The organism is Rothia sp. P7208, from assembly GCF_048512915.1.
Lineage (GTDB): Bacteria > Actinomycetota > Actinomycetes > Actinomycetales > Micrococcaceae > Rothia.
In genome coordinates, this window is record NZ_JBLXXW010000004.1 from 126,798 (window position 1) to 153,096 (window position 26,299).

Genomic DNA, 26,299 nt, shown 5'->3' on the forward strand with positions numbered 1-26,299 from the left:
TTAGAGGCAGGAATACACCCAATATATTTTTTATGTGGTTTTGGTATTAGAGACTTCGTAATACTGATACGACTTTGCCCATGATGGTGGCGTTATCGCCGAGTATGGGTTCGTATCGGGTGTTTTGTGGTAGTAGCCAGGTGTGTCCGTCGCGTTGGCGGAAAGTTTTGACGGTTGCTTCGTCTTCGAGGAGTGCTGCAACGATATCTCCATTATTTGCGGTTTGTTGTGCACGGACGACAACCCAGTCTCCGTCACAGATTGCTGCGTCAATCATGGAGTCTCCTTTGACGTGGAGCATGAATAAGTCTCCGTTGCCAACAATTTGGCGTGGCAATGTCATGACGTCTTCGACGGATTGTTCTGCGGTGATGGGACCGCCTGCGGCGATTCTTCCGACTAGGGGTACTACAGCGAAATCTTCGCTGTTGTGTTGAGGTGTTGGTAACTGAACGATGACCGATTCGGTGCTTTTTTCTTCAGTCGTTTCTTGTTCTTCTGCGAGTATTTCGATGGCTCGTGGGCGTTTGGGGTCTCGTCGGATGTAGCCTAGTTTTTCTAGTTGTGAGAGCTGGTGTGTTACTGATGATAAGGATGCGAGACCTACGATATCTCCAATTTCTCGCATTGAAGGGGGGTAACCGTGGGTGTCTATAGCTTCAGAGATGGCAGTCAAGATGTGTTGTTGACGTGAACTGAGAGGTTTTCTGCCAGATTGTGGCGCAATAGTAGCGCTGGAGTATGTGTTATCGCTCACGGCGTTCCTTTGTCCATGTTGAGGGGCCTGTCTAATGATGTTCTGGCGTAGCACCCCTAGCCATTGCTGACATAGGGGATTTTAAAAGTCGTTAAACACTACCTGCCAATAAACAGTGTTAGGACAAGAGTATGGCACGTATCGAAAAAGTTCAAACATTTGTTCTAGTTTTTCTCGACTATATTCGAATTTTCTGATAGTACATATGTACTATATAGAACATAGTTTCGATTTATTCAGGGTGAATATTCGATATATAGCTCTATTGCTATCAGGAGGAAATATGTCAAACGTTCTGTCTTTCAAAGGTTCAGCACCTGTACGTGTCGTAGTCTCTTCACGTTCAATGCCACAGAACACCTCACGAGTTTATTGGGGCAACTATCGTATTTCCTTTCTAATAGGCGTGGTTCTTTGCTGCATCGCATTATTGACTCTATTAGCCTGTTTTTACGTGGTGAACACCGCCCATGCTTCAACGATGCAAGAGCTACATCAAGTGACCGAACAAGTCACGGTTGGATACGGTGATACTTTATGGAGTATTGCTGAAGAACATTCTGCAGGTATGGATGTTCGTGACGTTTTGCTTCACATCATACAAATTAACGATTTATCATCAACATCCCTAGATATTGGGCAAAAGCTCGAAGTGCCTATCTACTCGTCTTGAGAACTTGAGAGAAGAATGTGCGATGACTATCTGTTCTCGATAGACTGTAGGAGTGAATGAAGCATTAGACCCCCTTTCAGCATTACCTATTCGTGACGACTTACGAGGGCGCTCTCCCTATGGTGCTCCGATGATTGATGTTCCTATTACTCTCAACGTCAACGAAAATACGCACCCAATGCCTCAAGAAGTTATTGACGCAATTACCGCAGAAATAGCAACGGTAGCGCGTACCCTGAATCGTTACCCCGATAGGGAATTTACGGCTCTTCGTGAAGAACTCGCCGACTATCTAGGACACGGACTTAAACCCGAAAATATTTGGGCTGCTAACGGTTCTAATGAAGTATTGCAACAGTTATTCCAAGTCTTTGGTGGGCCAGGACGAAGCGTGATGAGCTTCGTCCCTACCTATTCGATGTACCCTCTCTTAGCTGATGGAACAAACACTCGCTTCATCGCGGGAAAACGCGCACCCGATTTTTCTCTCGATGCAACATCTGCTGTCACCCAAATTCAAAAACATCGACCAAATATCGTTGTTTTATGTTCTCCTAATAACCCAACAGGAACAGGGCTTGGGCTAGACGTTATTGAAGCTGTCTACGAAGCAATGCAAGAGCACGAGGGTGTCACCATCGTGGACGAAGCGTACGCTGAATTCGCTCAAGATACCTCTGCTCATGCGCTAACTCTTCTGCCAAACCGCCCTCGACTGGTCGTAAGCCGTACCATGAGTAAAGCCTTTGCTTTTGCCGGAGCTCGGTTAGGATATTTTGCCGCAGACCCCGCGATTGCTGATGCGGTGCGTCTTGTTCGCTTGCCGTACCATCTATCCAGCGTCACACAGGCTGTCGCAATAGCAGCCTTACGCCATCGAGAAGGACTGCTCGCTAACGTACAAGATATTAGAACCCAACGTGACCGTATCGTAAAAACTCTCAAAGAATACGGTTTACATCCAGCTGTATCAGATTCTAATTTCATCTTTTTCTCAGGCTTATGCGACGAAAAAGAAGCATGGCAATGGCTTCTAAACGACGGCATTCTAGTACGAGATAACGGTATCGCCGGACATCTACGCGTCACTGCCGGAACAGCATCAGAAACAACAGCTTTCCTTGAAAGCCTTAAGAAGTATTTGGAACATTCCGGAGAACTACCAGCCTCTTGCTAACATCAACATGAGATGATTCTTATAACAGAACTTTTCTCATCAAGAGTCGCCAAGACGAAGTATCTGCTCCTTACTATCAACAGATACCTTACGTGTACATCATATAAACCCAGAATATATAGGTAACCAATGCCAGCAAGCACTACAGGAATTGGCCCCCGTACCGCCAGATTAGAACGTACTACGAGTGAGTCCTCGGTCTTTATTGAGATTAACTTAGACGGTGAGGGGCGTTCTGATATCGACACCAGCGTGCCTTTTTACGATCATATGCTCACAGCTCTTGCGAAGCATTCCCTTATCGATATGACGATTAAATGTAGTGGCGATACCCACATCGACGTGCATCACACCGTCGAAGATACCGGCATCGTGCTCGGTGAGGTGATTCGTGAAGCTCTCGGTAATAAAGCTGGTATCCGTCGTTTTGGGCAAGCAACAGTTCCCCTCGACGAAGCTTTAGCTCAGTGCGTCGTTGATATCTCAGGGCGCCCATACCTTATACACACGGGAGAACCAGAAGGCTACGAATTCCACCTCATTGGTGGGCACTTTACCGGCTCGATGGTTCGCCACGTTCTTGAAGCTATCGCTTATCATGCTGGAATCTGCCTACACATGACGTTATTAGGAGGGCGAGATCCTCACCATATTGCAGAAGCTCAATTCAAAGCCCTCGCACGTGCGTTGCGTCAAGCGGTTGAACCTGACCCCCGTCATTCTGGTATTCCCTCAACTAAAGGAGCACTTTGATGATGAATGCAGCTGTTCAATCATCGCAGAATAAACCAGTTGTTGTTGTTTTAGATTATGGTGCTGGCAACGTCCGTTCTGCTGTGCGCGCTTTAGAACAAGCTGGAGCTGACGTGATTCTTTCTCGCCAAGAATCTGATGTGCTTAGAGCAGACGGTCTAGTCGTTCCAGGAGTCGGCGCATTTGATGCGGTGATGACGAGCCTCAAAAAGATTGATGCGCTTCGTATGATTGGCCGGCGCATTGCCGGCGGTCGTCCTGTTCTTGGTATCTGCGTTGGATTGCAGGTGTTCTTTGAACAGGGAAACGAACACGGCGTCGTCTCTGAGGGCATGGGAGAGTGGCCTGGGACAGTAGAAAAACTTCGCGCGGAGGTTATCCCTCATATGGGGTGGAACACTGTCTCTGCCCCCGAAGGGTCAGTGCTCTTTGACGGAATCGAAAACGAACGCTTCTACTTTGTGCACTCCTACGCGGTGCAAGAATGGTCCTTCGATCAAAATAATGAAGCAATGCTACCTCCACAAGTCACTTGGTCTACCCACGGAGTGCCTTTTATTGCTGCTGTAGAAAACGGCCCGTTGAGCGCAACACAATTTCATCCAGAAAAATCTGCTCAGGCTGGTATTCGTCTCTTGCAGAACTGGATTAATTCTTTACCTCGTACAGGGCGGATTATCCCAGCAGGAAAGGACAGATAATGAGCCCTTTTCTCTCAGGAAGCTTATTGATGCTAGTAGGGGCTTTTTGTCTCGGTGGCGCAATTTCTTTTCGGCAACAAAAACTTCCTCTTATCGTTCAGCTGGCCATGCTCTGTGTAGCTTTACTTTTTATGGGCTACGCGGGATACGTCCTCTTCGCCTACAACTAAACTTTTACTTTTAAGGAATGTGTGATGACAACTCTTTTAGAACTTCTTCCCGCCGTAGATGTTGCGAACGGGCAAGCTGTACGATTGGTACAAGGCGAAGCCGGATCGGAGACTGGGTACGGGGATCCCGTAGAGGCTGCTCTTGCTTGGCAGAATGCTGGTGCGCGTTGGCTTCACCTCGTTGACTTAGATGCAGCTTTTGGCAGAGGCCACAACATCGAGGTGCTGACCTCTGTTGCTGAACACCTCGATATTAATATTGAAATGTCTGGTGGTATTCGTGACGATGAGTCTCTAGAACGGGCATTATCGTTGAACCCTGCTCGCATTAATTTGGGTACTGCCGCTCTCGAAAATCCGCAATGGACTCGAAAAGTGATTGCAGAACATGGCGAGAAAATTGCTGTTGGTCTTGACGTGCGTGGAACAACTTTAGCTGCTCGTGGTTGGACTAAAGATGGCGGTAACCTGTGGGATGTTCTAGAACGCTTAGAAGCTGACGGTTGCGCTCGTTATGTGCTCACCGACGTAACCAAAGACGGAACTTTGACTGGACCAAATCTTGAGCTTCTTAAAGAGGTCGCGCAAAAAACCGATAAGCCGGTGGTTGCCTCTGGCGGAATTTCAACTCTCGAAGACATCCGTGCTTTGCGTGAGCTAGTTCCCTATGGTGTTGAGGGGGCCATTATGGGTAAGGCTCTTTACGCTGGAAAATTTACTTTAGAGCAGGCTCTTGAGGTTGCTGGTTACTCGGAAGAAAACGCCGAAAAATAATGAGTAATAGTCACTCTGCGGGAGCTTCTGCGTCGCGTTCTTTGCCCGCTCATATTCAGGCTCAGCTCAACAGTGCTGGGGGCGAAACTGATACTGGTGGGCAGCCTTGGAAGGGGCGAAATTTAGGTGAAGGAACGAGCCACCGTCATCAATTTTCTGAGGATGATGGTGCTCGTGATGCTGTTATTGCCGAGGTTTTTGAGAAGTTCGTTTCTGGTTCTTGTCGGGAAGAAGATGTTGTTCGTGCTCTAAGCCAGTGTCGAGTTTTTGTTCCTGTTGTTGCTGAGGTATCTCATTCTGTTGTTACTGATGAAGGTCTCGTTGCCGATAAAGAAGCAGATATGGCGTTGGTGAGCATTCAGGCTCCTGACGGTCGGAAGGCTCTTCCTGTTTTTACTGATGTGAAAGCGTTGCAACGATGGCACCCTGATGCTCGTCCGGTTGCTGCTTCGATGAGAAAAACTGCTCTTTCTGCGGTAGAAGATGGGCAGCAGCTACTTGTGGTTGATCCGGGGGAGTCCTTAACGTTTGTTGTGCGTCGTCCCGCGTTGTGGGCGTTAGCTAAGGGCGAGTCGTGGGCTCCTTCTTATCGTGATGAGATGGTGGAGCGTGCGCTTAATGAGTTGATTCCTGCTGGCAGTGGTATTGTTCGTGTCCGTACTGTAGCTGGTGATGGTGTTGTGTCTCAGAGTGCTGAAGGGCAATTGCTCTCTGGTGGTGGTGCCGGACCAGAGCTTAAAATTGTGGTGGAGTTAGTTCCTGGTTTGACTCAATCTGAGTTGAATGTTGTGGTTGAGGAATTTCAGCGGCGTTTGGCGTCAGATGAATTAGTGGGTCAGCGGGTAGACTCGGTGCAGTTAGTCTTGTCGATGGTCTCTTCGTCATGAGGTTAATGATTTTTAGGTAGAGATGAGGATTTATGTCTAATCAGTATTCGTTCGATGAGGAACAGAAAAAAGTTCAGGAGCAGGTGCGTGATATTGCTGAGGTTCCTGCTGTGGAAATTATGACGACCGCTGCGGTGCATTTGATGAGCGCTGCTGCTGTTAAATGTGGTTTAGCGGAAGGGGAGGATTCTCAAAACCTCAAAGACCTTGATGAGGCTCGTAAATTGATTACGGCTCTTGCTGGGTTGGTGACGGCGGCGGCTCCCGAAATTGGTTCTCAGCATGCAGCTCCGTTGCGTGATGGCTTGCGAACTTTGCAGTTGGCTTTTCGTGAAGCGTCGATGATTCCTGATGCGCCGGGGCAAGGTCCAGGGGAGAAGTTCACTGGTCCGGTAATGTGACCTATCTTGTGAGTATCTTTGTGTTTGACGTTGAAATGCGTTCGTAAAGCCGGTAGACTGTACACAGTTTGCAAGCGGAGGTTACTCCCACCTGCTTCAGCCACATTCATCCATATGATTAGGTTGACGGGTTATTCGTAGGTTTTCATGAGAATGAAAACTGAAGAAGTACACCTTCGTTTGCTGTGCATCGAAGGTGTTTTTTATATCTTTTATGTACTGATTATTATTCACGGGGAAACCCACTGAGCTAACAGGAGCTACTCATTAGCGATCCACGCATTAATGAACGTATTCGTGTCCCAGAGGTCCGCCTCGTTGGGCCAGGCGGCGAGCAGGTAGGCATTGTTCGTGTTGAAGATGCCTTGCGTCTTGCACAAGAATCTGATTTGGACCTTGTAGAGGTTGCACCATCAGCGAAACCGCCTGTATGTAAGCTCATGGACTTCGGTAAGTACAAGTACGAAGCCGCAGTTAAAGCACGTGAATCCCGAAAGAAGCAAGTTAACGCTTCTTTGAAGGAAATCCGTTTCCGTCTCAAAATTGATACTCATGACTATGAAACCAAGGTAGGGCACGCTCGTCGTTTCCTATCTGGTGGTGACAAAGTCAAGGCGATGATTCAATTCCGTGGTCGTGAACAGCAGCGCCCCGAGATGGGTGTGCGGTTGCTAGAGCGCATGGCAGACGATTTGGTCGAGGTTGGTTCCGTAGAGTCAACCCCCCGAATTGACGGCCGTAACATGGTAATGGTTCTTTCTCCGCTTCGTGGTAAAGCTGAAGCACGTAAAGAAGCACAACAACGCTCAGGCGGACGCAAGGGTCGTGAACGTATCGACACCACTCAAGCTACTCCTGTGAAGAACTCTTTGGCAGATGCAATGCCAGCAGAGCTCAAAGCACAGGCTCAAGCTGAAGCGGAATAGAACAACAAAGTAGAAACGGCGCGGATAGCCATCTAGCAATGTTCTTTGAACGTTGCAGGTGTCTTTCCGATTGTCATGTTTTCTCAGTTTCCGTAGAAAACATGAACCTACCTTGTACATGCGAAGAAATTCGCTCAAGAGTTCTTTTGGAGATCCTCCAAAAGCAGAACGTAAGGAGAACGGCAGCTATGCCGAAGCAGAAGACCCACTCTGGTGCTAAAAAGCGCTTCAAGCTCACCGGTACCGGCAAGGTTAAGCGCCAGCAGGCCAACCGTCGCCACTACCTAGAGCACAAGTCCTCTCGCCTTACCCGCCGTCTGGCTTCTGACCAGATTGTTACCGGCGGTCAGGCTAAGGTCATCAAAAAGATGTTGGGTAAATAAGCCCTCTCATCTTTGAGAAACTTGTGCCTCAACGGGCAATAACTTTTTAGACTCGCTCCTTGACTGGCATCAGCTAGCAAGGACAATAAGACGAAGGAGACACACGTGGCACGTGTGAAACGCGCGATTAACGCGCATAAGAAGCGCCGAGTAATTCTTGAACGCGCATCCGGTTACCGCGGACAGCGTTCACGCCTTTACCGTAAGGCAAAAGAACAAGTCATCCATTCATTGGTATACAGCTACGATCACCGTCGTAAAAAGAAGGGTGACTTCCGCCGCCTATGGATTCAGCGTATCAACGCTGCAGCTCGTGCTGAGGGCCTCACCTACAACCGTTTCATTCAGGGCTTGAAAGCTGCTGAGGTTGAAGTTGATCGTCGTATGTTGGCTGAACTAGCAGTCAACGAGCCGGCAGCTTTCTCTGCACTTGTAGAGATTGCTAAGAACAACTTGCCTGAGGACACTTCTGCACCTAAAGGTGAATAATTCTTAAAAGAATACGATTGTGCCGTTCTCTACTTGTAGTAGAGAACGGCACAATCGTATTCTGGGCTTTTTCAGGGCAAAAGATACAGAAAAATATATATCCGGTAGAGTGGAGACCGTGGATTTTAAAAAACGTTTAAGTACCCCCGTTATCATGGAAAACCCTCAGGCTGACCGTGTTAAAGACATCGCATCATTAGCAACACGTCGTGGGCGTCATAAGAAAAAACAATTTCTTGTAGAAGGCCCGCAAGCCGTAAGAGAAGCCCTCAACGCGCATCTTCATACGCCACTTCTTGATGCCGTATACGTAACGGAACGTGCCTTCGACCGTCACGGCGATATTGCTGAACTACTCGAAAAAGTACACGGCACACCGACACCAGAACAAGGCCGTAAAGTTTTTATGCGCATGGTCACTGAAGAAGTGCTCGAAGCCATGTCGGATGCTGTCACCCCACAAGGAATGATTGCTATAGCGTTCATTCAAGAACCCGATATATCACGTATTTTCTCGGCTCAAGGAAAAATACCTCAACTGGTTGCTGTTCTTGCGCGCCTGCAAGACCCCGGTAACGCGGGAACTATGATTCGTGCCGCCGATGCTGCTGGCGCCGATTTAATTGTGAGCACGGCAGACACCGTAGACATCTATAACCCTAAGACCGTGCGCTCTACCGCCGGTTCACTTTTTCATCTTCCTGTGGTGAGTAATCTAGCCTTGGCAGATTTTATTGAGACTGCACGTCGTTACGGTATGGGTATTCTTGCTGCAGATGGGTACGGGGCACTAGACCTTGACGAACTATCCGATATTGCAGCCGCTAAACGATGGGCAATCCCTCATGACGAGAACTCATACGATCTTTCTCAACCAACGGTATGGCTATTGGGCAACGAAGCTCAAGGGCTAAGCGCCGACGAGAAAGCTCTAGCAGATGAGCGCGTTGCAGTTCCTGTTCATGGTTCTGCAGAATCTCTCAACGTGAGTGTTGCTGCCGCATTATGCCTGTACGCTTCAGCTCGAGCGCAACACGGAACGAAAAAATGACCCATATTTTTCCTCTCCAAGTTGTTGGCGGGGCCATCGTCGATTCTTTAGAACACCCGACTCGGCTTCTGATTGGGCAACGTCACGCCCCCAAAGAACTTGCTGGTCTATGGGAGTTTCCTGGCGGAAAAGTTGAAACCGGTGAGAGCTGTGAACAAGCCTTAACACGTGAACTTTATGAAGAACTTTCTATACGCGTCACGTTAGGGCACGAGATTACGGGACCTTATTCTCAGGGGTGGGCTTTATCAGAGCAAGCTGCCATGCGCGTATGGTTCTGCGCCATCTCTTCAGGAGAAGCTCATATGGTTGAAGGACACCAACAAATACAATGGGTTGATATTGACAGTAGCCTACTATCGATTGACTGGATACAAGCAGATTACCCGATTGTACAAAAACTGATAAAGATGACAACAATGCCTCATCCTAGTGGACTGTGCACAGAGAACACCGAAGGTACACTAAACTAGGATGAAGACGAGATAAAAGGCGCATTCTGCGTTATACCACTATGCAACGAGACGAGTTATTAATGACTGATTCATTATCTGAAAGCACTAATCTGCCAGAGTCTTACCATACTCTGGCGAGCCTTCAAGAAGTTCTTGAAGCAGATTCTGTGCAGGGAATAAAGCGAGTTAAGGACGCTTTTTCCCAAGAACTTTCACGCGCCTTAGCTGCTGTTGAAGAATCATCAAACACCTTTGATGAACTCAAACAAACACGTTTAGCCTTCTTGGGAGATAAAGGAAGCTTCACTCTCGCCAATAAGCAGATGCGTCACCTCTCTAAAGAGCACAAAGCTGAGGTCGGCAAACTCATGGGGCAGGCTCGTGGACGTCTGAGTAAAGCTATCGAAGCGCGTAATAGTGAGCTTGAAGAAGAACACGCTGCTCGTATTCTCGTTGAGGAAGCGGTAGATGTTACTGCTGTTTCCGCACGTCGCGCACTAGGAGGACGGCATCCTATTAATATTTTGCAAGATCGTCTCACCGATATTTTTGTGGCTATGGGATGGGAAGTTGCTGACGGCCCTGAAGTCGAATCAGAATGGTACAACTTTGACTCATTGAATTTCCCTCCAGACCATCCTGCCCGTGAACTTCAAGATACATTCTTTGTTGAGCCTGTACAGGCACATTTGATGCTTCGTACTCATACTTCACCAGTGCAGATGCGTTCTTTGCTCACTCGTGAGCTTCCGGTATATGTTGTCTGCCCTGGGCAGGTGTATCGTACTGACGAACTCGACGCAACTCACACTCCTGTATTCCACCAGATTGAAGGTCTTGCCGTCGATAAAGGGCTCACCATGGCAGATCTCAAAGGAACTCTTGAACATATGGCTCGAGAGATGTTCGGTGACGACGCAAAAATTCGTTTACGCCCCAATTACTTCCCCTTTACGGAGCCTTCTGCCGAACTAGACCTCTGGCATCCAGGGGCTAAGGGCGGGCCCCGCTGGATTGAATGGGGCGGTTGCGGCATGGTTAACCCGCAGGTGCTTCGTGCAGCAGGTATTGACCCCGAAGAATACTCTGGTTTTGCGTTCGGCATGGGTATTGAAAGAACCCTGATGTTCCGCAACGGTGTAGAAGACATGCGTGACATTATTGAAGGCGACGTTCGCTTTTCACAGCAGTTTGGAATGGAGATTTAAAAGATGCGGATACCTCTCTCATGGTTGCGTGAGTACGCACCCGTCCCTGAAGAAGCACGTTCCGAAGACGTCATGGAAACCTTGGTGAAGGTTGGACTCGAAGAAGAAGACGTTCACCGTCCTACCGACGAAATTTCAGGGCCGATTGTCATTGGGCAGGTCCTTTCTCAAGAACCAGAAACCCACTCCAACGGTAAAACCGTGAACTGGTGTCAGGTGCGTGTTGTCCCTGAAGGGCAGACTCAAACCCTCACTGGTAAAGGCATCGAAGAATCTGGTATTCAAGGAATTATCTGTGGTGCCCATAACTTTAGCGTGGGCGATAAAGTGGTTGTCACACTTCCTGGCGCAGTACTACCTGGCGGTTTTGCGATTACTGCACGTAAAACATACGGTCACAAATCAGCTGGTATGCTTGCCTCCGCTCGTGAACTGGGCTTAGGCGAAGACACCGGCGGAATCATCGTATTATCTGATTTAGGATTAGACCCCGAAATTGGTACTGACGCAATGGAACTACTGGGCTTATACGATGAAGCCGCAGAAGTTAACGTCACACCCGACCGCGGATATGCATTCTCCATTCGAGGTATTGCACGCGAATACTGCCATGCAGTAGGGGAGCCTTTCCACGACTTCGTCACAGACTTAGCAGAACGCGCGCCTCAAACACACCCCTCAGATCATGAGGTCACTCTCAACGATGAAGCTCCTATCCACGGCAAACCTGGTTGCACACGCTTCGTCACTCGCAAAGTTACCAACGTCGCATCGGACACCCCGACTCCGTTGTGGCTGGCTTCACGTCTGCGTTTAGCTGGAATTCGTTCAGTATCCCTTCCTGTAGACATCTCAAACTACGTCATGTTAGAGACAGGGCAGCCACTCCACTTTTACGATGCACAGAAACTTTCTGGTTCATTGTCAGTACGTCGCGCTCGCGAGGGTGAAACTCTTCTGACCTTAGACGAGAAAGAACGTACTTTACATCCAGAAGATCTTGTCATCTGTGATGATTCTGGTGCTATTGCTCTTGCCGGTGTTATGGGCGGAGCAAGTACTGAAGTGACGGCTGAAACACGTGAGATTCTCATCGAGTCTGCACGTTTTGATGAGGTCTCTATTGCTCGTTCGTCGCGTCGTCATAAGCTCTCGTCAGATGCTTCTAAACGTTTTGAACGCGGCGTAGATTCTGCATTGCAGGCAGCTGCTGCGCAGCGTGCTGTTGAACTATTGGTAGAACTTGCTGGGGCAACGATTGCCGCAGAATCTAGCGATGTGAACCATACTGTTCAACCTCAACCGATTTTCCTTCCTACAGATTACACAGAATCTCGTATTGGAGTTGCATACACTCAGGAAGAGATTGTTAGCACACTGGAATCTATTGGTGCTCAGGTGAAGACTGCTGATGATGTGTATGAGGTGCTTCCTCCTACATGGCGTCCTGACCTGACAGATAAAGAAGACCTGACAGAAGAGGTTGCTCGTCTTATCGGATATGACAAGATTCCTTCGACTGTTCCGGTTGCTCCTCCTGGACGCGGATACACTGTTGAGCAGATGACTCGCCGTCGTGTTCTTGACGCGCTTGCTTCAAGCGGGATGACTGAAGTGTACGCTTATCCTTTCGTCTCTGCTCAAGCAAATAACGTGTGGGCTCAGCCTGTTGCCGGTGACGTTGTAGCCTCTATTCAGCTTGCTAACCCGATTTCAGAGGCTCAAGGTTTTCTTCGCCGGTCTTTGCTTCCAGGGCTGATGGACGTTCTTAAACGTAATATTTCCCGTGGGTTCCGCAACCTTGCTCTTTATGAGACGGGGCATATCTTTGTTCCTTCAACTCAGCATGGTTCGGAGAGTATTCCTGGTTTGGGGAAGCGTCCTTCTGATGAGGTTATTGCTGATTTGAATGCGGGTATTCCTCACCAACCGCGGTATATTTCTGGTGTATTCTGTGGTGATGAACATGAACAGATGCCTGGTACGTCTGCTCGCGCTTATGATTGGCGTGACACATTAGATGCTGTGGGATTGATTGCTGATGTCGCCGGTGCAGAGTTTAAGCTTGCGCAGGGGACTCATCAAGCTTTCCATCCCGGTCGTACCGCTGTGCTTTTTGATTCTTCTGGCACGGTAATTGGTTATGCTGGAGAGCTCCATCCGCAGCTACTGAAAGAGCACGATCTTCCTGAACGTACTTGTGCTTTTGAGATTAATTTCTCGGCATTGCTTGAGGATAAAGCTGAAGTTGTTGAGGCTTACAGCATTTTTGGGTACCCAGCAGCTACGCAGGATGTTGCATTATTAGTTGATGTCGATGTCCCCGCTGCTGATGTGGCTCTGGCTTTATCTGAAGGCGCTGGTGAACTTCTAGAAGATTTACGAATCTTTGATGATTACCGCGGTGAGGGTATTCCTGAGGGTAAGAAATCTGTGGCTTTTGCTTTACGTTTTAGAGCTTCAGACCGTACTCTGACAGCTGAAGAAGCGAGTGCTTCTCGTGAGGCTGCTGTGGCCGTAGCAGTAGAACGTTTTGGTGCTGTTCCTCGTGTCTAGGAGTAGTTTGTTCTAACGCGCATCCATGGTGGTGTTTGTGGTGCTGATGCTAGTTTGTGCTGGTGTCAGCACCATTTTTTCAGGAGTTTATGAGGTTTATCGTGAAGAATGAAAAAATCAGAAATCTCTGAGGAAATCAGGGGACTCTAGTTGTTATCTAACGGGGCTTTTTGAGAAGTACACGTACAATAGTGTCTTATCCTCAGTGAGAGAAAACTATCTAAAACATCGGGAGATAATATCGTGACTGAAGAACCCGACAACGATTCTTTTTTTGGCTTTGATAAGGCTGAAGATTATGATGATGAGGTTGTTGATCACCGTAGCCGTTGGCTAACCGTCGGAATTATTATCCTTGCGATTATTTCTTCGGTATTTTTGGGTATCCAAGGGGAACGTTCATTGTCTGCTGCATCTTTCCACTCTGGTTATGAAGATCGTACGTGGGTATTGACTGGAACCTATAAGGACCTGACTCCTGATTTGAAGACAAAAGACAATGTTGCGATTTATAGCGGTAAATTGCCGGTGGATCAGCAACTTGATAACAAGTTATTTATTTCTGACTTGGGGGATCCTCTGACTGTTCACGCTGGTGAGATGGTTGAGTTCCGTGGTTCTGACGTTGGTCGTGTTCGAGCAGATTTCCCTCAAGAGGTAGATGCCTTGTTGGCGAAGACGAAGGATAATTCTCTTGAAGTGATTCGTACTGGCGCTCAAGGTACGTTGAAGCCGATTACTGCTGATGTGGTATTTTCTGAACAGCTTACTGGTTGGGCGTATATCATTGGTGCTTTTGTGATTTTTGCTGGTGGTATTTTTGTGTCGGTGAAGATTAATCGTCGTCGTTCTGTGATGGATGATAACGAGTATTAGTCTTGTGTCACGGAACTTTTGAGTTTTGGTAAGAAGAAGCCTTTTGCGATGATGGTACATCTCGTAAGAGGCTTCTTTTTTGCCGGTTTATGCTATCCGTTAAAGAGTATGTTTATGCTTATATAGATGCTTACTATGGAGCATTTTTTGCGTACTCTTTAGGAAGTATTCGTGTATTTTTCCTATAAGTGTATAAATATCGTAAAAATACTCATATAATCGGTGTGTGCTGTAGAAGATGTACAGCAGTCTAGTTTTCTTATTCTGTGATGTTGCGGGACTAGACTAACTAGCAGATTGCTTTGCTGAGAAAGAGAATGAAGAGAATGTCTATCCCCTCGACGAAAACAGCTCGTCAAGCTCGAATTGTTGATTTATTGCAAAAACATCATGTTCGTTCCCAGGCTGAGTTAGCGCAATTACTCGTCGACGATGGGGTCAAAGTAACGCAAGCTACCTTATCCCGTGATCTTGTTGAGATTGGTGCGGAGCGTGTGCGTGATGAGAAGTCCGGATTAATTTACGCGGTTCCTCATCATCCCGTTCGCCGTTCATCTGCAGACGGTGTTGATGCGCGCATGATTTCTTTGTTTAAGGAACTTCTCATCACTGCTGAAGCCTCTGCGAATTTAGTTATTCTTCGGACTCCTCCAGGTGCTGCACAATTTATGGCGTCTGCTATTGATCAAGCGAGTATTGAACCTATTCTTGGTACTATCGCTGGTGACGATACTGTTATGGTGATTACTCGTGACCCTCTTGGTGGGGAGCAGATGGCTCAAAAATTTTTGGAGTGGGCAGCTTAGCCCTGTTTTTGGTGTTCTTCGATGAGCTGTTGCATCTCTGTGAGCTGGAAGAACTGAGCAACTTCGAGTGGGTGTTGTACGCCGATGCTTAAATCTGCTCCTGCGTTGAGAAGTCGTTGTGCGATCTCTTGGCTATTTTTGAATACTGCGCACAGTAACGCGGTTTGTCCTCTGTCGTTGAGGCGGTTAACGTCTGCTTGGTGTTTGAGTAATAGTTCAACGACGTTGAGCTGCTGGTGGTAGCTTGCAAGGATGAGCAGGGTGTCGCCTTGGGAGTTGGTGAGGTTTGCGGGAATACCTTGGTTAAGTAGTGGTTCTAGTTCTTCGGTATTTCCTTCTCGTGCGAGGTCAAAAACTCGGTTGAGTAGGTCAATTTCTGCGGGGGTTAGTTCAGTCATAAGAATCTCCTGTGTTATTGTGAGTAACTCATAATAACAGATTTGCGCTTCCGAATAAAGCAAACTTCTTCTGAACGAAACCTTACGCAATCTTCAAAAGCTGAGGTTGCTGTCGCTCTTCTCCTGAGAACTTGACGTGCACTAATATGAGAACGTACCCAAAGCCTACAATGAATAGAACACAACGTGACAACCTCCCTCGAAAACCCTTGTAATGTAGCAAATCTTCTTCTCTCTCATACTCACCTTGACCGTCATGCGTTGCTATATCAAGGTACTGTTCTGAGCTACCGTCAATTACAAGAACGAGTGGTTCGCGCTCAAATAGAACTACGAGAGCTTGGAGTGGGGTATCAGACTCCAGTGGCGCTTTGCTTGCCTAATATTGTGGCAATGCCGGTGTACTATTATGCGATTATCTCTCTGGGAGCAGTGTGTATTCCGCTAAATCCTTTACTCTCAGAGCGTGAAGTGCAATATCACCTAGAAGACTCTGGTGCGCAGTTGCTGATCGCATGGGAAGGGTCTCGGGTCGTAACGGAACAGGTCTCCTTTGCCGGGGTGCAACAGCACATTGTAGATGCTCAGGCTTTTGTGAGTCCTTCGGATATGGGCATAGCTACCTTAGAAGATGTCGCTGCTGAATTAGTGCAGGTTTCACCTCAACACCCTGCCGTCATTCTCTATACCTCCGGTACTACGGGAAAGCCCAAGGGTGCTATTTTGACCCATCACAATCTTTTATCAAACGCTACGACGGTGGCAGAATTCTTTGATTACACTGCAGAAGATGTTTTCTTCGGGGGGCTACCGCTTTTCCATTCTTTTGGGCAAACAGTTTCGATGAACGCTGTTTTTGCAGCAGGTGCTTCGGTTGCTTTGCTGCCACGTTTTACCGCTGAGTCTGCTATCGAGTTATGTGTTCAAGCTAAGGTGAGTATTATTGCTGCGGTGCCGTCGATGTATGCTGCAATATCTGCAACTTTAGAGGGGCAAGAATCTTCGGCGTTAATGGGGAATATTCGTTATGGAATTTCTGGCGGTTCTCCTTTACTCGCTTCAACTCATGCCGATTTTTATCAGCTGGTTGGCTGTCACATCCTTGAAGGATACGGCTTATCTGAAGCTTCTCCGGTTGTCTCTTTTAATCAGCCTTCTCGCCCGCCTGTTATTGGTTCTGTTGGGACGGCATTGACGGGTATTCAAGTGCAAGTGCGTGATAACTCTGGAGAGCTGCTCCCCGTGGGGGTTCCTGGGCAGCTGTGGGTCAGTGGGCCTAATGTGATGCTGGGGTACTGGAATAATGTTGAGGCAACTTCTCAGGTACTCTCTGAGGGATGGTTAGCAACGGGGGATGTGGCAACTATCGATGAGCAGGGGAACATTTTTATTGTTGATCGACTCAAAGACATGATTTTACGTCACGGATATTCTGTGTACCCTCGAGAGATTGAAGATGTTATTGCGACGCATCCTCGGGTGCGCATGGTTGCTGTTGTAGGGCGAAAAGATGTACGTGTGGGGGAGGAGATTTATGCTTTTATCCTTCCTCGTCAGCGTTGCTCTCAGGATGAACAAGAGGTTCTTTGTAAGGAGGTTGAGCGTTTGTGTAGCCAACAACTTGCTGTGTATAAACGTCCTCGTCATTATCGGGTTGTTGACTCATTACCTTTAGGTGCTACTGGAAAAGTTCTCAAGCGTGAGCTGCGTCAATAGCTTATTAAAAGACCTTTGAAGAAATATTATCCATAGGTTTGCATATTTATAGATAATTATTCATACTTGTTGATAGTGAACAAACCCACTTCACCACCAACAAAACAAAGGAACACCCCATGAAAGAACGCGTCGTCCTAGCATACTCTGGCGGACTAGACACATCTGTAGCCATCGGCTGGATTGCAGAAGCAACCGGAGCAGAAGTCATCGCCGTAGCCGTAAATGTAGGACAAGGCGGAGAAGACCTCGAAACCATCCGCCAACGAGCACTAGACTGCGGAGCCGTCGAAGCCTACATCGCGGACGCCCGCGAAGAATTCGTCACTGAATACTGCATGCCCGCACTCGCAGCAAACGCCCTCTACATGGACGCTTACCCTCTAGTCTCAGCACTATCTCGTCCCGTCATCGTCAAACACCTTGTACAAGCCGCCCAAAAATTCAACGCAACCACCGTTGCCCACGGTTGCACAGGAAAAGGAAACGACCAAGTCCGTTTCGAAGTAGGTATTCAAACCCTCGGACCAGAACTCACCTGTATCGCACCAGTACGCGACCTTGCCCTCACACGAGAAAAAGCTATCAGCTACGCAGAACACAACAACCTACCTATCGTTACCACTAAGAAAAACCCATTCTCCATCGACCAAAACGTCTGGGGTCGAGCTGTAGAAACAGGGTTCCTCGAAGACATCTGGAACGCACCGACCAAAGATGTCTACGACTACACCGACGACCCCACATTCTCCCCAGCACCAGATACCTGCACCATAACGTTCAAACATGGAATCCCCACCGCTATCGACGAAAAACCCGTAACACCGCTAGAAGCCATCACCGAAATGAACCGCCGAGCAGGAGCGCAAGGCATCGGACGAATCGACATCGTAGAAGACCGACTCGTTGGCATCAAATCTCGAGAAATCTACGAAGCACCCGGGGCCATGGCGCTTATTGCAGCACATCAAGAACTTGAAAACGTCACCATCGAACGTGAACAAGCACGCTTCAAAAAAATTGTTGGCCAACGCTGGAGTGAACTCGTCTATGACGGACAATGGTTCTCCCCTCTAAAAAAATCTCTTGACGCCTTCATCCAAGACACCCAACAGATGGTCAACGGAGAGATCCGTATGGACCTACACGCCGGACGAGCAGTCGTCACCGGACGACGCTCCACAAGCTCTCTCTACGACTTCAACCTCGCAACCTACGATGAAGGCGACTCCTTCAACCAAGCGCACGCACGCGGGTTTATCGAAATCTTTGGTCTGTCCTCAAAAGTCGCCTCCGCACGAAATCAACGCCTCAACCCCTAACACCGCACACCTACATCCCTCTACCAAGGTTCAAACTTATGTCTTCAGCACCTTCGAACGGCACAAATTCTGGTTCGCTCTGGGGAGGCCGATTCGCCTCAGGCCCAGCCGATTCCCTTGCCGCACTGTCTAAATCAACTCATTTTGATTGGCGTCTAGCACCCTACGATATCGCTGGATCTCGAGCACACGCCCGCGTACTACACCGTGCACATCTGCTCAACGACACAGAACTAGAACAGATGCTCACCGCCTTAAACACGCTCGAAAAAGATGTTCGGGAAGGAACTTACACCCCCGCAGAACACCACGAAGACGTTCATGGTTCCCTCGAACAAGGGCTACTAGACCGTGCCGGCAAACAACTCGGAGGAAAACTTCGTGCCGGACGTTCCCGCAACGACCAAATCGCAACACTTGGCAAAATGTACTTACGAGATAGTGCAGCTGCCCTTGCCCGCAAACTCCTCGAAGTTATCGACGCTCTGCTTTACCAAGGGGAACAACACCCCTACGCCCCTATGCCTGGACGTACCCACCTACAACACGCACAACCTATCCTCTTATCTCACCATCTCTACGCTCATGCTTGGGCTCTTAGCCGAAATCTTGAACGTTTCCAAGACTGGGATCGCAGAGCAGCCGTCTCACCCTATGGGTCTGGCGCATTAGCAGGTTCCTCTTTAGAGCTTGACCCAGAATCCATCGCACAAGAACTCGGGTTTAGCTCAGCAAGCTATAACTCTCTTGACGCAACGGCCTCACGTGACGTTTACGCTGAATTTTTATGGATTGCTTCCATGACAGCTATTGACCTATCCCGTCTATGTGAAGAAATCATCCTCTGGTCAACCCAAGAATTTTCTTTCGTCACCCTCGATGACGCCTTTTCAACAGGGTCCTCCATCATGCCTCAAAAGAAGAACCCCGACATCGCAGAACTTGCTCGTGGCAAAACAGGTCGTATCATTGGCGATCTCACCGGTCTCTTAGCGACCCTTAAAGCGTTACCGCTTGCCTACAATAGAGACCTACAAGAAGATAAAGAACCCCTTTTCGACGCTATCGACCAGCTCCACCTTCTCTTACCTGCTATTGCCGGCATGGTCGGAACACTGATATTCAACACGGAACGCATGAGCTCCCTCGCCCCGAAAGGTTTTGCGTTAGCCACCGACATCGCCGAGTGGCTTGTCCGTGAAGGCGTCCCCTTCCGAGAAGCCCACGAAATAACAGGCGAAGTCGTCCAACACTGTGAAAAGAATCAATGCGAGTTATGGGAGTTAAGCGAAGAAGACTATCTCAATATTTCTCCTCACCTGAGCTCCGGCGTACATGAGATACTCACACTAGAAGGCTCCCTCACCTCTCGAAAGACTCAAGGCGGAACTGCACCAGAAGCCGTTGCTAAACAACGTCAAAAACTTCTTGAAGTGTTGAACGAACAGCGAAATTTTGCTTCACGAAAACCTCTTGTCGAGCCTTGGACGAACTCCTAAGAAGGGTATACCGCGTTGTTTCTTGAACAAGGTATTTTAAAACTACTCAGTATCACTCAGATTTTTGGCGTATAATCTCCTACGGACTTTCTACTGTTATAAACGCCGTCATCATACGGCACGTAAGGTTTACATCACTCATGCATCAGAATGTATCTGCCGATATGCCCATCGACGAGTTAATTCCCGCCGCATGCGCACAAATACCGGACTACCCTAAAGAAGGTATTCTTTTCTACGACGTCACAACGCTTTTCGCTCACCCCGAAGTGTTCAAACGTTCCATCGACGAACTCGTTCATCGTTTCAAAGGAACCTTCGATATCGTTGCAGGCGTTGAAGCTCGTGGATTCCTCATGGCATCTGCTATCGCATACGCCGCAGGTACCGGAGTGATGACAGTACGTAAAGCAGGAAAACTGCCTCGAGATACCTTCACTAAAGAATACGAACTCGAATACGGCTCCGCGGCTATCGAAATTCACCGTGACGATATTCCTGCAGGAACGCGTGTACTCATCGTCGACGACCTGCTTGCAACCGGCGGAACTCTTGCTGCTGCCGCATTCTTAATGGAACAAGCCCAACTTAAAGTTGCTGGTATCGGCGTCCTTCTTGAACTCGACGGACTTGGTGGACGCGAAGCTATCGGAAACTACACCATCGAAGCGCTGAGCACCGTGACCGAATAAAAGGTGACCGACCAAAATCTTGAAGGAGGAGTAAGTTGTGTAAAACAGCGACACACAACTTATTCCTCTTTCCATTTCCACTAGAGTAGTAGCTCAACAAAAACGGTTTAATACTGCATAGGCATAGCGAATTAAAGAGTCCTCATCTTAAAGATGTTCTGCCACCTCTGAACGAAAGAAAGAATACGCATGACCGAGAACCTCAACGAACCTTCAACGTCTACGGCTCAACAGAGGAACGACGAAACTTACACGCGGGCGCTTAACCTTGAACGTGCCTATGTCAAAAAACTGTATCAACGCTTAGATGAGATGCGCGCTGAAACTGAACAGAAAATCTCTGATGTTCACCTTAACCAAGAGGCTGGTAATCATCAGAACCGTTCAGAACGTGACGCCTACGCCAGACATTATGAAGAGCGGCTGGCTCAGCTTAACGCTGTAGACCACCGTTTAGCTTTTGGACGTTTAGACTTCGACGATGACAAAACCCACTACATTGGTCGTATCGGCATAGCTTCGGCAGATTATCAAAGACTTCTCACCGACTGGCGTGCCCCAGAAGCTGGCACCTTTTACCAAGCTACCGCTTTCGATAGGAACGGTGTGCGCCGTCGACGGCACCTTACCCTTGAACGTCGTGAAGTAACAGCTATTGAAGACGACATCCTCGACGCCTCCTTACTCGAAGATGAGAGCGCTTTACACGGAGAAGGTGCACTATTAGCAGCTTTGAACAGAAAACGTACCGGGCGCATGAGCGATATCGTAGCAACCATCCAATCGGAACAAGACCGTATTATTCGTGCAGATTTGCCAGGAGTACGAGTCGTTCAAGGCGGACCCGGCACGGGTAAAACAGCAGTCGCTTTGCACCGTGCCGCATACCTGCTATACACCTTCCGCGAGCGCCTGAATAATGCTGGTGTTCTCGTCATTGGGCCAAGTGCTTCTTTTATGTGGTACATCGACCGTGTGCTACCTTCTCTTGGCGAAACTGGAGTGGTGATGTCCTCTCTAGCAACGTTATTCCCCGGAGTACGTGCTGTTACGGAGAAAGACCTTAAAATTCATCAGCTTAAGGGCGATTTACGTATGGTTGAAGCGATTAAACGTGCTGTACGCGACCGCCAGAAAACCCTCGAAAAAACAGAATTTTTGAAGGTCGGTTCGAACCAGTTAAAGCTGACTCCTCGTATGGTTCGTTCTGCACGTGATCGTGCCCGTTCTACGGGAAAACCTCATAATGAGGCACGTGAAACCTTCGTCAAGATTCTGATTCGTGAGCTGACTCAACAGCTTCAAGAACAACTTGATTCTTCGTCTGGGCAGAGCCTAGAACGTCCTTATCTAGAAGAGGATATTCGTTCTTCTATGGATGTGCGTAAAGCACTGAATCTTGCGTGGATGCCGTTATCCGCTGAGACTTTGGTGCGCTCGCTTTTTGCAAAACCTCATTATCGTGATTCTGCGTTATCTGAGTTTACTGCTGATGAACGTCAACTATTGGCACGGAGCTGGGATGCCCCCTTGACTGAAGCTGATGTACCTCTTCTAGATGAGGCGGCTGAGCTTTTGGGTGATTTTGAGAAAGTTGTTGGTGCTTCGGCTGCTGCTCGTGCACGGTTGGAGCATCTTTCTAACCTTGAGAATGCGAAGAAGACTCTTGAAAATGTTCATGCTCAACTTTCTGATTATGGTGTTGAGGGCGTTATTACTGCTGAACAATTAGCTGATTCTTATGCGGTGGCTCCTGAACGTATGAGCGCTGCTCAGGCTGCGTATGCTGATCGTACATGGGCGTATGGGCATATTGTGGTGGATGAGGCTCAGGAGCTGACTCCGATGCAGTGGCGAGTATTGTTCCGCCGTTGTCCCATGAAGTCTATGACGATTGTTGGGGATATTGCTCAGGCTTCTTCTGCGGAGAGCGCTTCGTCATGGGAGCAGGCGTTGGAACCTTTTGTGGGGGATCGTATGACGTTGGAGACGTTAACGGTGAACTATCGTACTCCGGCGCAGATTGCTCAAGCTGCGGTTGCTGTTGCTCAGGCTGCGGGGCGTCAGGTGGATGCTCCTCGTGCTGTTCGTCAGGGACAGTGGGCGCCTATTTTGCATCGTGTATCTTCTGAGTCTTTGTGTCAGAAGGTGTTGGAATGTATTACGGCTGAAGTTGATAACGGTGGCGGTCTCATTGGTGTGATTGTTACCGATGAGCATTATGCTCAGGTTGTTCAGGCTGTGGCAGAGCAACATCGTGAATGTTTGGGAACGTCTATGACGGCTTTAGAACGTCAGATTCTGGTATTGACACCGTGGGAGTCTAAAGGTTTGGAGTTTGATGTGGTGATTGTTGTTGAGCCTCAGGCTGTTATTCGAGCTTCTCACGGTGCTATTGGCGATTTGTATGTTGCAATGACTCGTCCAACTCAGCGTTTGTATATGGTTGGTGCTGAAGAATTCCCTGCGGGGTTAGAATAACCGTCGTATAGCGTTGAACGTGCCTCGTGATAGTTTGGGCATGTTTTGTAATGTTTTTGCCGATACACTAGAGACGGTATCTTGAGTTTTTGGAACAATAGGTTTGTCGGGAGAACCGTAAGAAGGAGTAAGTATGTCTGTGAGTATTCTAGAGCAGCAACGTAATGATGATTCTTTTGAGAACATCTGGCAGGAGCTTAAATGGCGCGGTTTAGTACATGTGAGTACTGATGAGCAAGCGTTAGAGAAGGCTCTTTCAGAGCAGACTCTTACTTTTTATACGGGTTATGATCCGACTGCAGCATCCTTGCATTTGGGGCATTTGGTTCAACTGTTGTTGATGCGTCGTTTGCAGCTTGCTGGACATAAGCCTTTAGGCTTGGTGGGTGGTGCAACGGGGCTGATTGGTGATCCTCGCCAGACTTCTGAGCGTGTTTTGAACTCTCGTGATGTTGTAGCTAGTTGGGTGAGTAAGCTTCGTTCTCAGATTGAGCGTTTCTTAGATTTTGAGGGCGAGAATGCTGCTCAGATGGTAAATAATCTTGAGTGGACTTCAGAGCTTTCTGCTATTGATTTTTTGCGTGAGATTGGTAAGAATTTCCGCGTTGGCACGATGGTGAAGAAAGAGATTGTTGCGAAACGTCTGAACTCTGATGAGGGTATTTCTTATACGGAGTTCTCGTATCAGGTGCTTCAGGGTAATGATTTCCTTGAGCTAAATCGTCGGTATGGGTGCACTTTGCAAACTGGTGGTTCTGATCAGTGGGGTAATTTGACTTCTGGTACGGAGCTGATTCGTAAGACGGAGGGCAAGAGTGCACATGCTATTGGTACTCCGTTGATTACGAATTCTGATGGTACGAAGTTTGGTAAGTCTGAGGGTAACGCGATTTGGTTGGACGCTCAGATGTGTTCTCCATATGCGTTCTACCAGTTCTGGCTGAATACTGCTGACGCTGATGTTTTGGATCGTTTGAAAGTCTTTACGTTTAAGACTCGCGAGGAGATTGAACAACTGAGTGTTGCTGTTGAGCAGGAACCTCATAAGCGTTTGGCGCAGAAGACTCTGGCATTTGATGTGACGTCGTTAGTGCATGGTGTTGAAGCAACTCAGAAAGTTATTGCTGCGTCTGAGGCTCTTTTTGGGAAGGGTTCTTTCTCTGATTTAGATGAGGATACTCTTGTTGCTGCTACTGCTGAGCTTCCTCGTGCGTGTGTGAACGTTGACGGTCTAGATATGGTTAACGTTTTATGTGAGAGTGGCTTATCTGAGTCTAAATCTGCTGCGCGGCGTACCCTTAAAGAGGGTGGCGCTTCGATTAATAACGTGAAGGTTCAAGGCGAAGACGCTGCGATTTCTCTTGATGATTTGTTGTTTGGTCGGTACGCGCTGATTCGCCGTGGTAAGAAGAATATGGCGGTTATTGAGGTAACTCGTTAGGTTCTTGATATACAGTCAGGCCCTCCTCTAGTTTTCTAGGGGAGGGCCTGAGTGATGTATGGGGCTATGATTTTTTCTTGGTGTTCTGGTAAACGATATCGAGGATATAGAAGAAAACAGTTGGAATCATCGCAATAAACGGTAGCGCAATGAAAACTGCTCCGGTAAAGGTATTCTGTGGGATTTTAGCAAAGGTCATGTCGACGTCTTGTGAGAAGAGCGTTATGCCGATGAGGAAACAGACGAATGGCCAGATGATTTTACTGGGGGAGAGTCCGCTGATACGACTGATGATGGTGTTTGTCGTTTTCTTTGTTCTTTTTCTTTGGAATGCTTGTACCGCTTGTAGTGCTGTGATGATTCCAAGGATAATCAGGAAGATGCCGAGGTAGTAGTTTTGGTAGATGACGTAGTATTTTGCGTTGAAGTTTCCGATGCATAGGGCAAGACCAAAGAGTAGAAATGCGATAGCTACAGATGTCTTTTGCCACGGGTTGTGTTTGTTCTGGTTCATAGTGGGCTACCCCCTTCTTTGTGCTTGTCCCCTAATCTACTATGGTTTTTATAAATTTTTAAGGTCTATGGTGTAATCCTGTTGAAGAATTCTTCTTCGCTGAGAACTTGTATTGGTGAGCCTGCTTCTTTGAGGGCAGTGGCTTTAAGTAGCTTTCGTGATGCATTGGAGTTTGCTTTTTCGTGCTGGGGGCTGGGTATTCCGACGATGAGTAATGTCGTTTTCTTCGTGAGGCTTTTTTCTGCTGTTGCTCCGAGAACGGTGATAAGTTCTTGCACTGCACTACGTTGGCCGTGTTTGAGTGTTCCTGTTATAGCAATGCGTTCTCCTTCTAAACAGGGGGTTTGTCCATATCTTTCGATGAGTTCTTGAGCTGAGAGCTGTTCTGCATAGAGGCCTGGGCGTTGTAGACTTCCGCTTCTATTATTTTGTGTTGGAGGGCAGAGCTCTTGGATTTGTTCATATGGGTAGTCTTCCTGCATACGAACAAATATTTTGGCGCAGGCTATAGCATCTGAAATAGCTTGGTGGTGTGTGAATTCTTCGTTGGGGAAATAATAGTAGTAGACGTTATCGAGGCTTTTACGTTCTATCTCGGATGCAAGAATTTTGCGGGCTAGGCGTAGGGTGCAGAATCGTCGGTTCTCGATTGGTTTTTGTTGGTATAGACGATTGAGGTCAGAGAGTACGTATCCGTCGAAGGCCATGTTGTGTGCAACGATAGGATGCTCTCCAATGAACTGAGCAACTTCTTTTGCGATATCTGACCATTCTGGTGCGTCTTCGATGTCTTTTTCGGTGATTCCGTGAACCCAGCTGTTAATAGGGTTGAAGTATCGTACCTCGGGGTGAGGTTTGATGAGGGTGTAGTAGGTGTCGAGGACTTCTCCGTTGGTCGTAAATTTGACCATACCGATGGAGCATGCTGATTTACGTTGTTCGTTGGCAGTTTCAAAGTCGATGGCGATGAAGGTGTTCATAATATTTCTGGGCTTTCTGTGATGCTTTAGTGCTGTTGTATGAGTGGTTTCCTAGAATCGATTTTATCTTTTTAGAGTGACGGTGATTGCTGTTTTGTATCACAATTTTATTTTCTTACTTCTAAATATCACTCTTGACTAGCAGTTTTGTTATTTTTAGGGGAATCTTTTTCTGAAAATGTGACCGGTGTCTACGTTTTTCAAGTTGCAGAG

Annotated in this window: 27 protein-coding genes; 23 read left to right on the forward strand and 4 right to left on the reverse strand. The window is 47.9% G+C overall.

What is annotated here, in order from left to right; genetic code table 11:
* Window positions 1-46: 46 nt before the first annotated feature.
* Window positions 47-757, reverse strand: a complete 711-nt coding sequence (lexA, locus tag ACN084_RS05795; RefSeq protein ID WP_419102196.1) for a transcriptional repressor LexA — start codon at window positions 755-757, stop codon at window positions 47-49.
* 283 nt (window positions 758-1,040) lie between these two features.
* On the opposite strand from lexA, the gene ACN084_RS05800 reads away from it, so the two are divergent.
* The 17 genes from ACN084_RS05800 (at window position 1,041) to ACN084_RS05880 (ending at window position 15,043) form a co-directional block, all read left to right on the forward strand.
* A complete protein-coding gene (locus ACN084_RS05800; RefSeq protein WP_419106199.1) occupies window positions 1,041-1,430 on the forward strand; it encodes a LysM peptidoglycan-binding domain-containing protein in 390 nt (129 codons plus the stop codon).
* A gap of 52 nt (window positions 1,431-1,482) precedes the next feature.
* Window positions 1,483-2,607 (forward strand): histidinol-phosphate transaminase, encoded by a 1,125-nt coding sequence (locus ACN084_RS05805; protein ID WP_419106200.1) that lies wholly within the window; start codon window positions 1,483-1,485, stop codon window positions 2,605-2,607.
* 129 nt (window positions 2,608-2,736) lie between these two features.
* Window positions 2,737-3,360 (forward strand): imidazoleglycerol-phosphate dehydratase HisB, encoded by a 624-nt coding sequence (hisB, locus tag ACN084_RS05810; RefSeq protein ID WP_419106201.1) that lies wholly within the window; start codon window positions 2,737-2,739, stop codon window positions 3,358-3,360.
* Between the two features lie 2 nt (window positions 3,361-3,362).
* Complete coding sequence (hisH, locus tag ACN084_RS05815; protein WP_419106214.1) at window positions 3,363-4,061, forward strand: imidazole glycerol phosphate synthase subunit HisH; 699 nt, start codon at window positions 3,363-3,365, stop codon at window positions 4,059-4,061.
* Window positions 4,061-4,231, forward strand: a complete 171-nt coding sequence (locus ACN084_RS05820; protein WP_419106202.1) for a hypothetical protein — start codon at window positions 4,061-4,063, stop codon at window positions 4,229-4,231. Before hisH ends, ACN084_RS05820 begins: the two co-directional genes overlap by 1 nt.
* A gap of 24 nt (window positions 4,232-4,255) precedes the next feature.
* Window positions 4,256-5,005 (forward strand): bifunctional 1-(5-phosphoribosyl)-5-((5-phosphoribosylamino)methylideneamino)imidazole-4-carboxamide isomerase/phosphoribosylanthranilate isomerase PriA, encoded by a 750-nt coding sequence (gene priA, locus ACN084_RS05825; protein WP_419102201.1) that lies wholly within the window; start codon window positions 4,256-4,258, stop codon window positions 5,003-5,005.
* Window positions 5,005-5,892 carry an SseB family protein gene (locus tag ACN084_RS05830; protein ID WP_419102202.1) on the forward strand — a complete coding sequence of 296 codons (888 nt, stop codon included), beginning with the start codon at window positions 5,005-5,007 and terminating at the stop codon, window positions 5,890-5,892. Before priA ends, ACN084_RS05830 begins: the two co-directional genes overlap by 1 nt.
* 32 nt (window positions 5,893-5,924) lie before the next feature.
* The gene (locus ACN084_RS05835) at window positions 5,925-6,293 is read left to right on the forward strand and encodes a DUF1844 domain-containing protein (RefSeq protein ID WP_419102203.1); all 369 of its coding nucleotides are present in this window, start codon (window positions 5,925-5,927) and stop codon (window positions 6,291-6,293) included.
* A 293-nt stretch (window positions 6,294-6,586) separates the two neighbouring features.
* On the forward strand, window positions 6,587-7,219 hold the full coding sequence (infC, locus tag ACN084_RS05840; RefSeq protein WP_419102231.1) for a translation initiation factor IF-3: 633 nt from the start codon (window positions 6,587-6,589) through the stop codon (window positions 7,217-7,219).
* 188 nt (window positions 7,220-7,407) lie between these two features.
* Complete coding sequence (rpmI, locus tag ACN084_RS05845; RefSeq protein WP_135011425.1) at window positions 7,408-7,602, forward strand: 50S ribosomal protein L35; 195 nt, start codon at window positions 7,408-7,410, stop codon at window positions 7,600-7,602.
* Window positions 7,603-7,707: 105 nt separating this feature from the next.
* Complete coding sequence (gene rplT / locus ACN084_RS05850; RefSeq protein ID WP_419102204.1) at window positions 7,708-8,091, forward strand: 50S ribosomal protein L20; 384 nt, start codon at window positions 7,708-7,710, stop codon at window positions 8,089-8,091.
* Between the two features lie 154 nt (window positions 8,092-8,245).
* Complete coding sequence (locus tag ACN084_RS05855; protein WP_419106215.1) at window positions 8,246-9,142, forward strand: TrmH family RNA methyltransferase; 897 nt, start codon at window positions 8,246-8,248, stop codon at window positions 9,140-9,142.
* Window positions 9,139-9,615, forward strand: coding sequence for a (deoxy)nucleoside triphosphate pyrophosphohydrolase (locus ACN084_RS05860; RefSeq protein WP_419106203.1), 477 nt, complete (start codon window positions 9,139-9,141; stop codon window positions 9,613-9,615). Before ACN084_RS05855 ends, ACN084_RS05860 begins: the two co-directional genes overlap by 4 nt.
* Before the next feature lie 62 nt (window positions 9,616-9,677).
* The gene (gene pheS, locus ACN084_RS05865) at window positions 9,678-10,805 is read left to right on the forward strand and encodes a phenylalanine--tRNA ligase subunit alpha (protein WP_419106204.1); all 1,128 of its coding nucleotides are present in this window, start codon (window positions 9,678-9,680) and stop codon (window positions 10,803-10,805) included.
* A 3-nt stretch (window positions 10,806-10,808) separates the two neighbouring features.
* A complete protein-coding gene (gene pheT / locus ACN084_RS05870; RefSeq protein ID WP_419106205.1) occupies window positions 10,809-13,361 on the forward strand; it encodes a phenylalanine--tRNA ligase subunit beta in 2,553 nt (850 codons plus the stop codon).
* 243 nt (window positions 13,362-13,604) lie between these two features.
* Window positions 13,605-14,237, forward strand: coding sequence for a hypothetical protein (locus tag ACN084_RS05875; protein ID WP_419106206.1), 633 nt, complete (start codon window positions 13,605-13,607; stop codon window positions 14,235-14,237).
* Window positions 14,238-14,563: 326 nt separating this feature from the next.
* Window positions 14,564-15,043, forward strand: coding sequence for an arginine repressor (locus ACN084_RS05880; protein ID WP_419102210.1), 480 nt, complete (start codon window positions 14,564-14,566; stop codon window positions 15,041-15,043).
* Here the strand turns inward: ACN084_RS05880 and ACN084_RS05885 are convergent.
* Window positions 15,040-15,441, reverse strand: a complete 402-nt coding sequence (locus ACN084_RS05885) for an ankyrin repeat domain-containing protein (protein WP_419102211.1) — start codon at window positions 15,439-15,441, stop codon at window positions 15,040-15,042. The two genes, ACN084_RS05880 and ACN084_RS05885, sit on opposite strands and share 4 nt — an antisense overlap.
* A 186-nt stretch (window positions 15,442-15,627) precedes the next feature.
* On the opposite strand from ACN084_RS05885, the gene ACN084_RS05890 reads away from it, so the two are divergent.
* From ACN084_RS05890 to tyrS, 6 genes are all read left to right on the forward strand, one after another.
* Window positions 15,628-17,157: an AMP-binding protein gene (locus tag ACN084_RS05890; RefSeq protein WP_419106207.1), complete on the forward strand. Its 1,530-nt coding sequence runs from the start codon at window positions 15,628-15,630 to the stop codon at window positions 17,155-17,157.
* A 119-nt stretch (window positions 17,158-17,276) separates the two neighbouring features.
* A complete protein-coding gene (locus ACN084_RS05895; protein ID WP_419106208.1) occupies window positions 17,277-18,479 on the forward strand; it encodes an argininosuccinate synthase in 1,203 nt (400 codons plus the stop codon).
* Between the two features lie 38 nt (window positions 18,480-18,517).
* Window positions 18,518-19,978 (forward strand): argininosuccinate lyase, encoded by a 1,461-nt coding sequence (gene argH / locus ACN084_RS05900; protein WP_419106209.1) that lies wholly within the window; start codon window positions 18,518-18,520, stop codon window positions 19,976-19,978.
* 140 nt (window positions 19,979-20,118) lie between these two features.
* Window positions 20,119-20,670: an adenine phosphoribosyltransferase gene (locus tag ACN084_RS05905; protein ID WP_419102215.1), complete on the forward strand. Its 552-nt coding sequence runs from the start codon at window positions 20,119-20,121 to the stop codon at window positions 20,668-20,670.
* A gap of 189 nt (window positions 20,671-20,859) precedes the next feature.
* On the forward strand, window positions 20,860-23,151 hold the full coding sequence (locus ACN084_RS05910; RefSeq protein ID WP_419106210.1) for a HelD family protein: 2,292 nt from the start codon (window positions 20,860-20,862) through the stop codon (window positions 23,149-23,151).
* 133 nt (window positions 23,152-23,284) lie between these two features.
* Entirely contained in the window at window positions 23,285-24,592 is a 1,308-nt protein-coding gene (gene tyrS / locus ACN084_RS05915; protein ID WP_419106211.1) for a tyrosine--tRNA ligase, read from the forward strand.
* 64 nt (window positions 24,593-24,656) lie between these two features.
* Here the strand turns inward: tyrS and ACN084_RS05920 are convergent, their stop codons facing one another.
* Both ACN084_RS05920 and ACN084_RS05925 read right to left on the reverse strand, forming a co-directional pair.
* Window positions 24,657-25,106: a hypothetical protein gene (locus ACN084_RS05920; RefSeq protein WP_419106212.1), complete on the reverse strand. Its 450-nt coding sequence runs from the start codon at window positions 25,104-25,106 to the stop codon at window positions 24,657-24,659.
* 65 nt (window positions 25,107-25,171) lie between these two features.
* On the reverse strand, window positions 25,172-26,086 hold the full coding sequence (locus tag ACN084_RS05925; RefSeq protein WP_419102219.1) for an exonuclease domain-containing protein: 915 nt from the start codon (window positions 26,084-26,086) through the stop codon (window positions 25,172-25,174).
* Window positions 26,087-26,299 lie beyond the last annotated feature (213 nt).

What these genes read in the sequence shown, in the direction of transcription:
- ACN084_RS05820 (WP_419106202.1), top strand. Translation starts at nt 4,061, where the DNA reads ATGAGCCCTTTTCTCTCAGGAAGCTTATTGATGCTAGTAGGGGCTTTT.
- ACN084_RS05860 (WP_419106203.1), top strand. Translation starts at nt 9,139, where the DNA reads ATGACCCATATTTTTCCTCTCCAAGTTGTTGGCGGGGCCATCGTCGAT.
- pheT (WP_419106205.1), top strand. Translation starts at nt 10,809, where the DNA reads ATGCGGATACCTCTCTCATGGTTGCGTGAGTACGCACCCGTCCCTGAA.
- tyrS (WP_419106211.1), top strand. Translation starts at nt 23,285, where the DNA reads ATGTCTGTGAGTATTCTAGAGCAGCAACGTAATGATGATTCTTTTGAG.
- ACN084_RS05920 (WP_419106212.1), bottom strand. Translation starts at nt 25,106, where the DNA reads ATGAACCAGAACAAACACAACCCGTGGCAAAAGACATCTGTAGCTATC.
- pheS (WP_419106204.1), top strand. Translation starts at nt 9,678, where the DNA reads ATGACTGATTCATTATCTGAAAGCACTAATCTGCCAGAGTCTTACCAT.
- ACN084_RS05835 (WP_419102203.1), top strand. Translation starts at nt 5,925, where the DNA reads ATGTCTAATCAGTATTCGTTCGATGAGGAACAGAAAAAAGTTCAGGAG.
- hisB (WP_419106201.1), top strand. Translation starts at nt 2,737, where the DNA reads ATGCCAGCAAGCACTACAGGAATTGGCCCCCGTACCGCCAGATTAGAA.
- ACN084_RS05925 (WP_419102219.1), bottom strand. Translation starts at nt 26,086, where the DNA reads ATGAACACCTTCATCGCCATCGACTTTGAAACTGCCAACGAACAACGT.
- ACN084_RS05910 (WP_419106210.1), top strand. Translation starts at nt 20,860, where the DNA reads ATGACCGAGAACCTCAACGAACCTTCAACGTCTACGGCTCAACAGAGG.
- ACN084_RS05885 (WP_419102211.1), bottom strand. Translation starts at nt 15,441, where the DNA reads ATGACTGAACTAACCCCCGCAGAAATTGACCTACTCAACCGAGTTTTT.
- priA (WP_419102201.1), top strand. Translation starts at nt 4,256, where the DNA reads ATGACAACTCTTTTAGAACTTCTTCCCGCCGTAGATGTTGCGAACGGG.
- hisH (WP_419106214.1), top strand. Translation starts at nt 3,363, where the DNA reads ATGAATGCAGCTGTTCAATCATCGCAGAATAAACCAGTTGTTGTTGTT.
- rpmI (WP_135011425.1), top strand. Translation starts at nt 7,408, where the DNA reads ATGCCGAAGCAGAAGACCCACTCTGGTGCTAAAAAGCGCTTCAAGCTC.
- ACN084_RS05905 (WP_419102215.1), top strand. Translation starts at nt 20,119, where the DNA reads ATGCATCAGAATGTATCTGCCGATATGCCCATCGACGAGTTAATTCCC.
- ACN084_RS05855 (WP_419106215.1), top strand. Translation starts at nt 8,246, where the DNA reads ATGGAAAACCCTCAGGCTGACCGTGTTAAAGACATCGCATCATTAGCA.
- ACN084_RS05880 (WP_419102210.1), top strand. Translation starts at nt 14,564, where the DNA reads ATGTCTATCCCCTCGACGAAAACAGCTCGTCAAGCTCGAATTGTTGAT.
- ACN084_RS05800 (WP_419106199.1), top strand. Translation starts at nt 1,041, where the DNA reads ATGTCAAACGTTCTGTCTTTCAAAGGTTCAGCACCTGTACGTGTCGTA.
- argH (WP_419106209.1), top strand. Translation starts at nt 18,518, where the DNA reads ATGTCTTCAGCACCTTCGAACGGCACAAATTCTGGTTCGCTCTGGGGA.
- ACN084_RS05895 (WP_419106208.1), top strand. Translation starts at nt 17,277, where the DNA reads ATGAAAGAACGCGTCGTCCTAGCATACTCTGGCGGACTAGACACATCT.
- ACN084_RS05830 (WP_419102202.1), top strand. Translation starts at nt 5,005, where the DNA reads ATGAGTAATAGTCACTCTGCGGGAGCTTCTGCGTCGCGTTCTTTGCCC.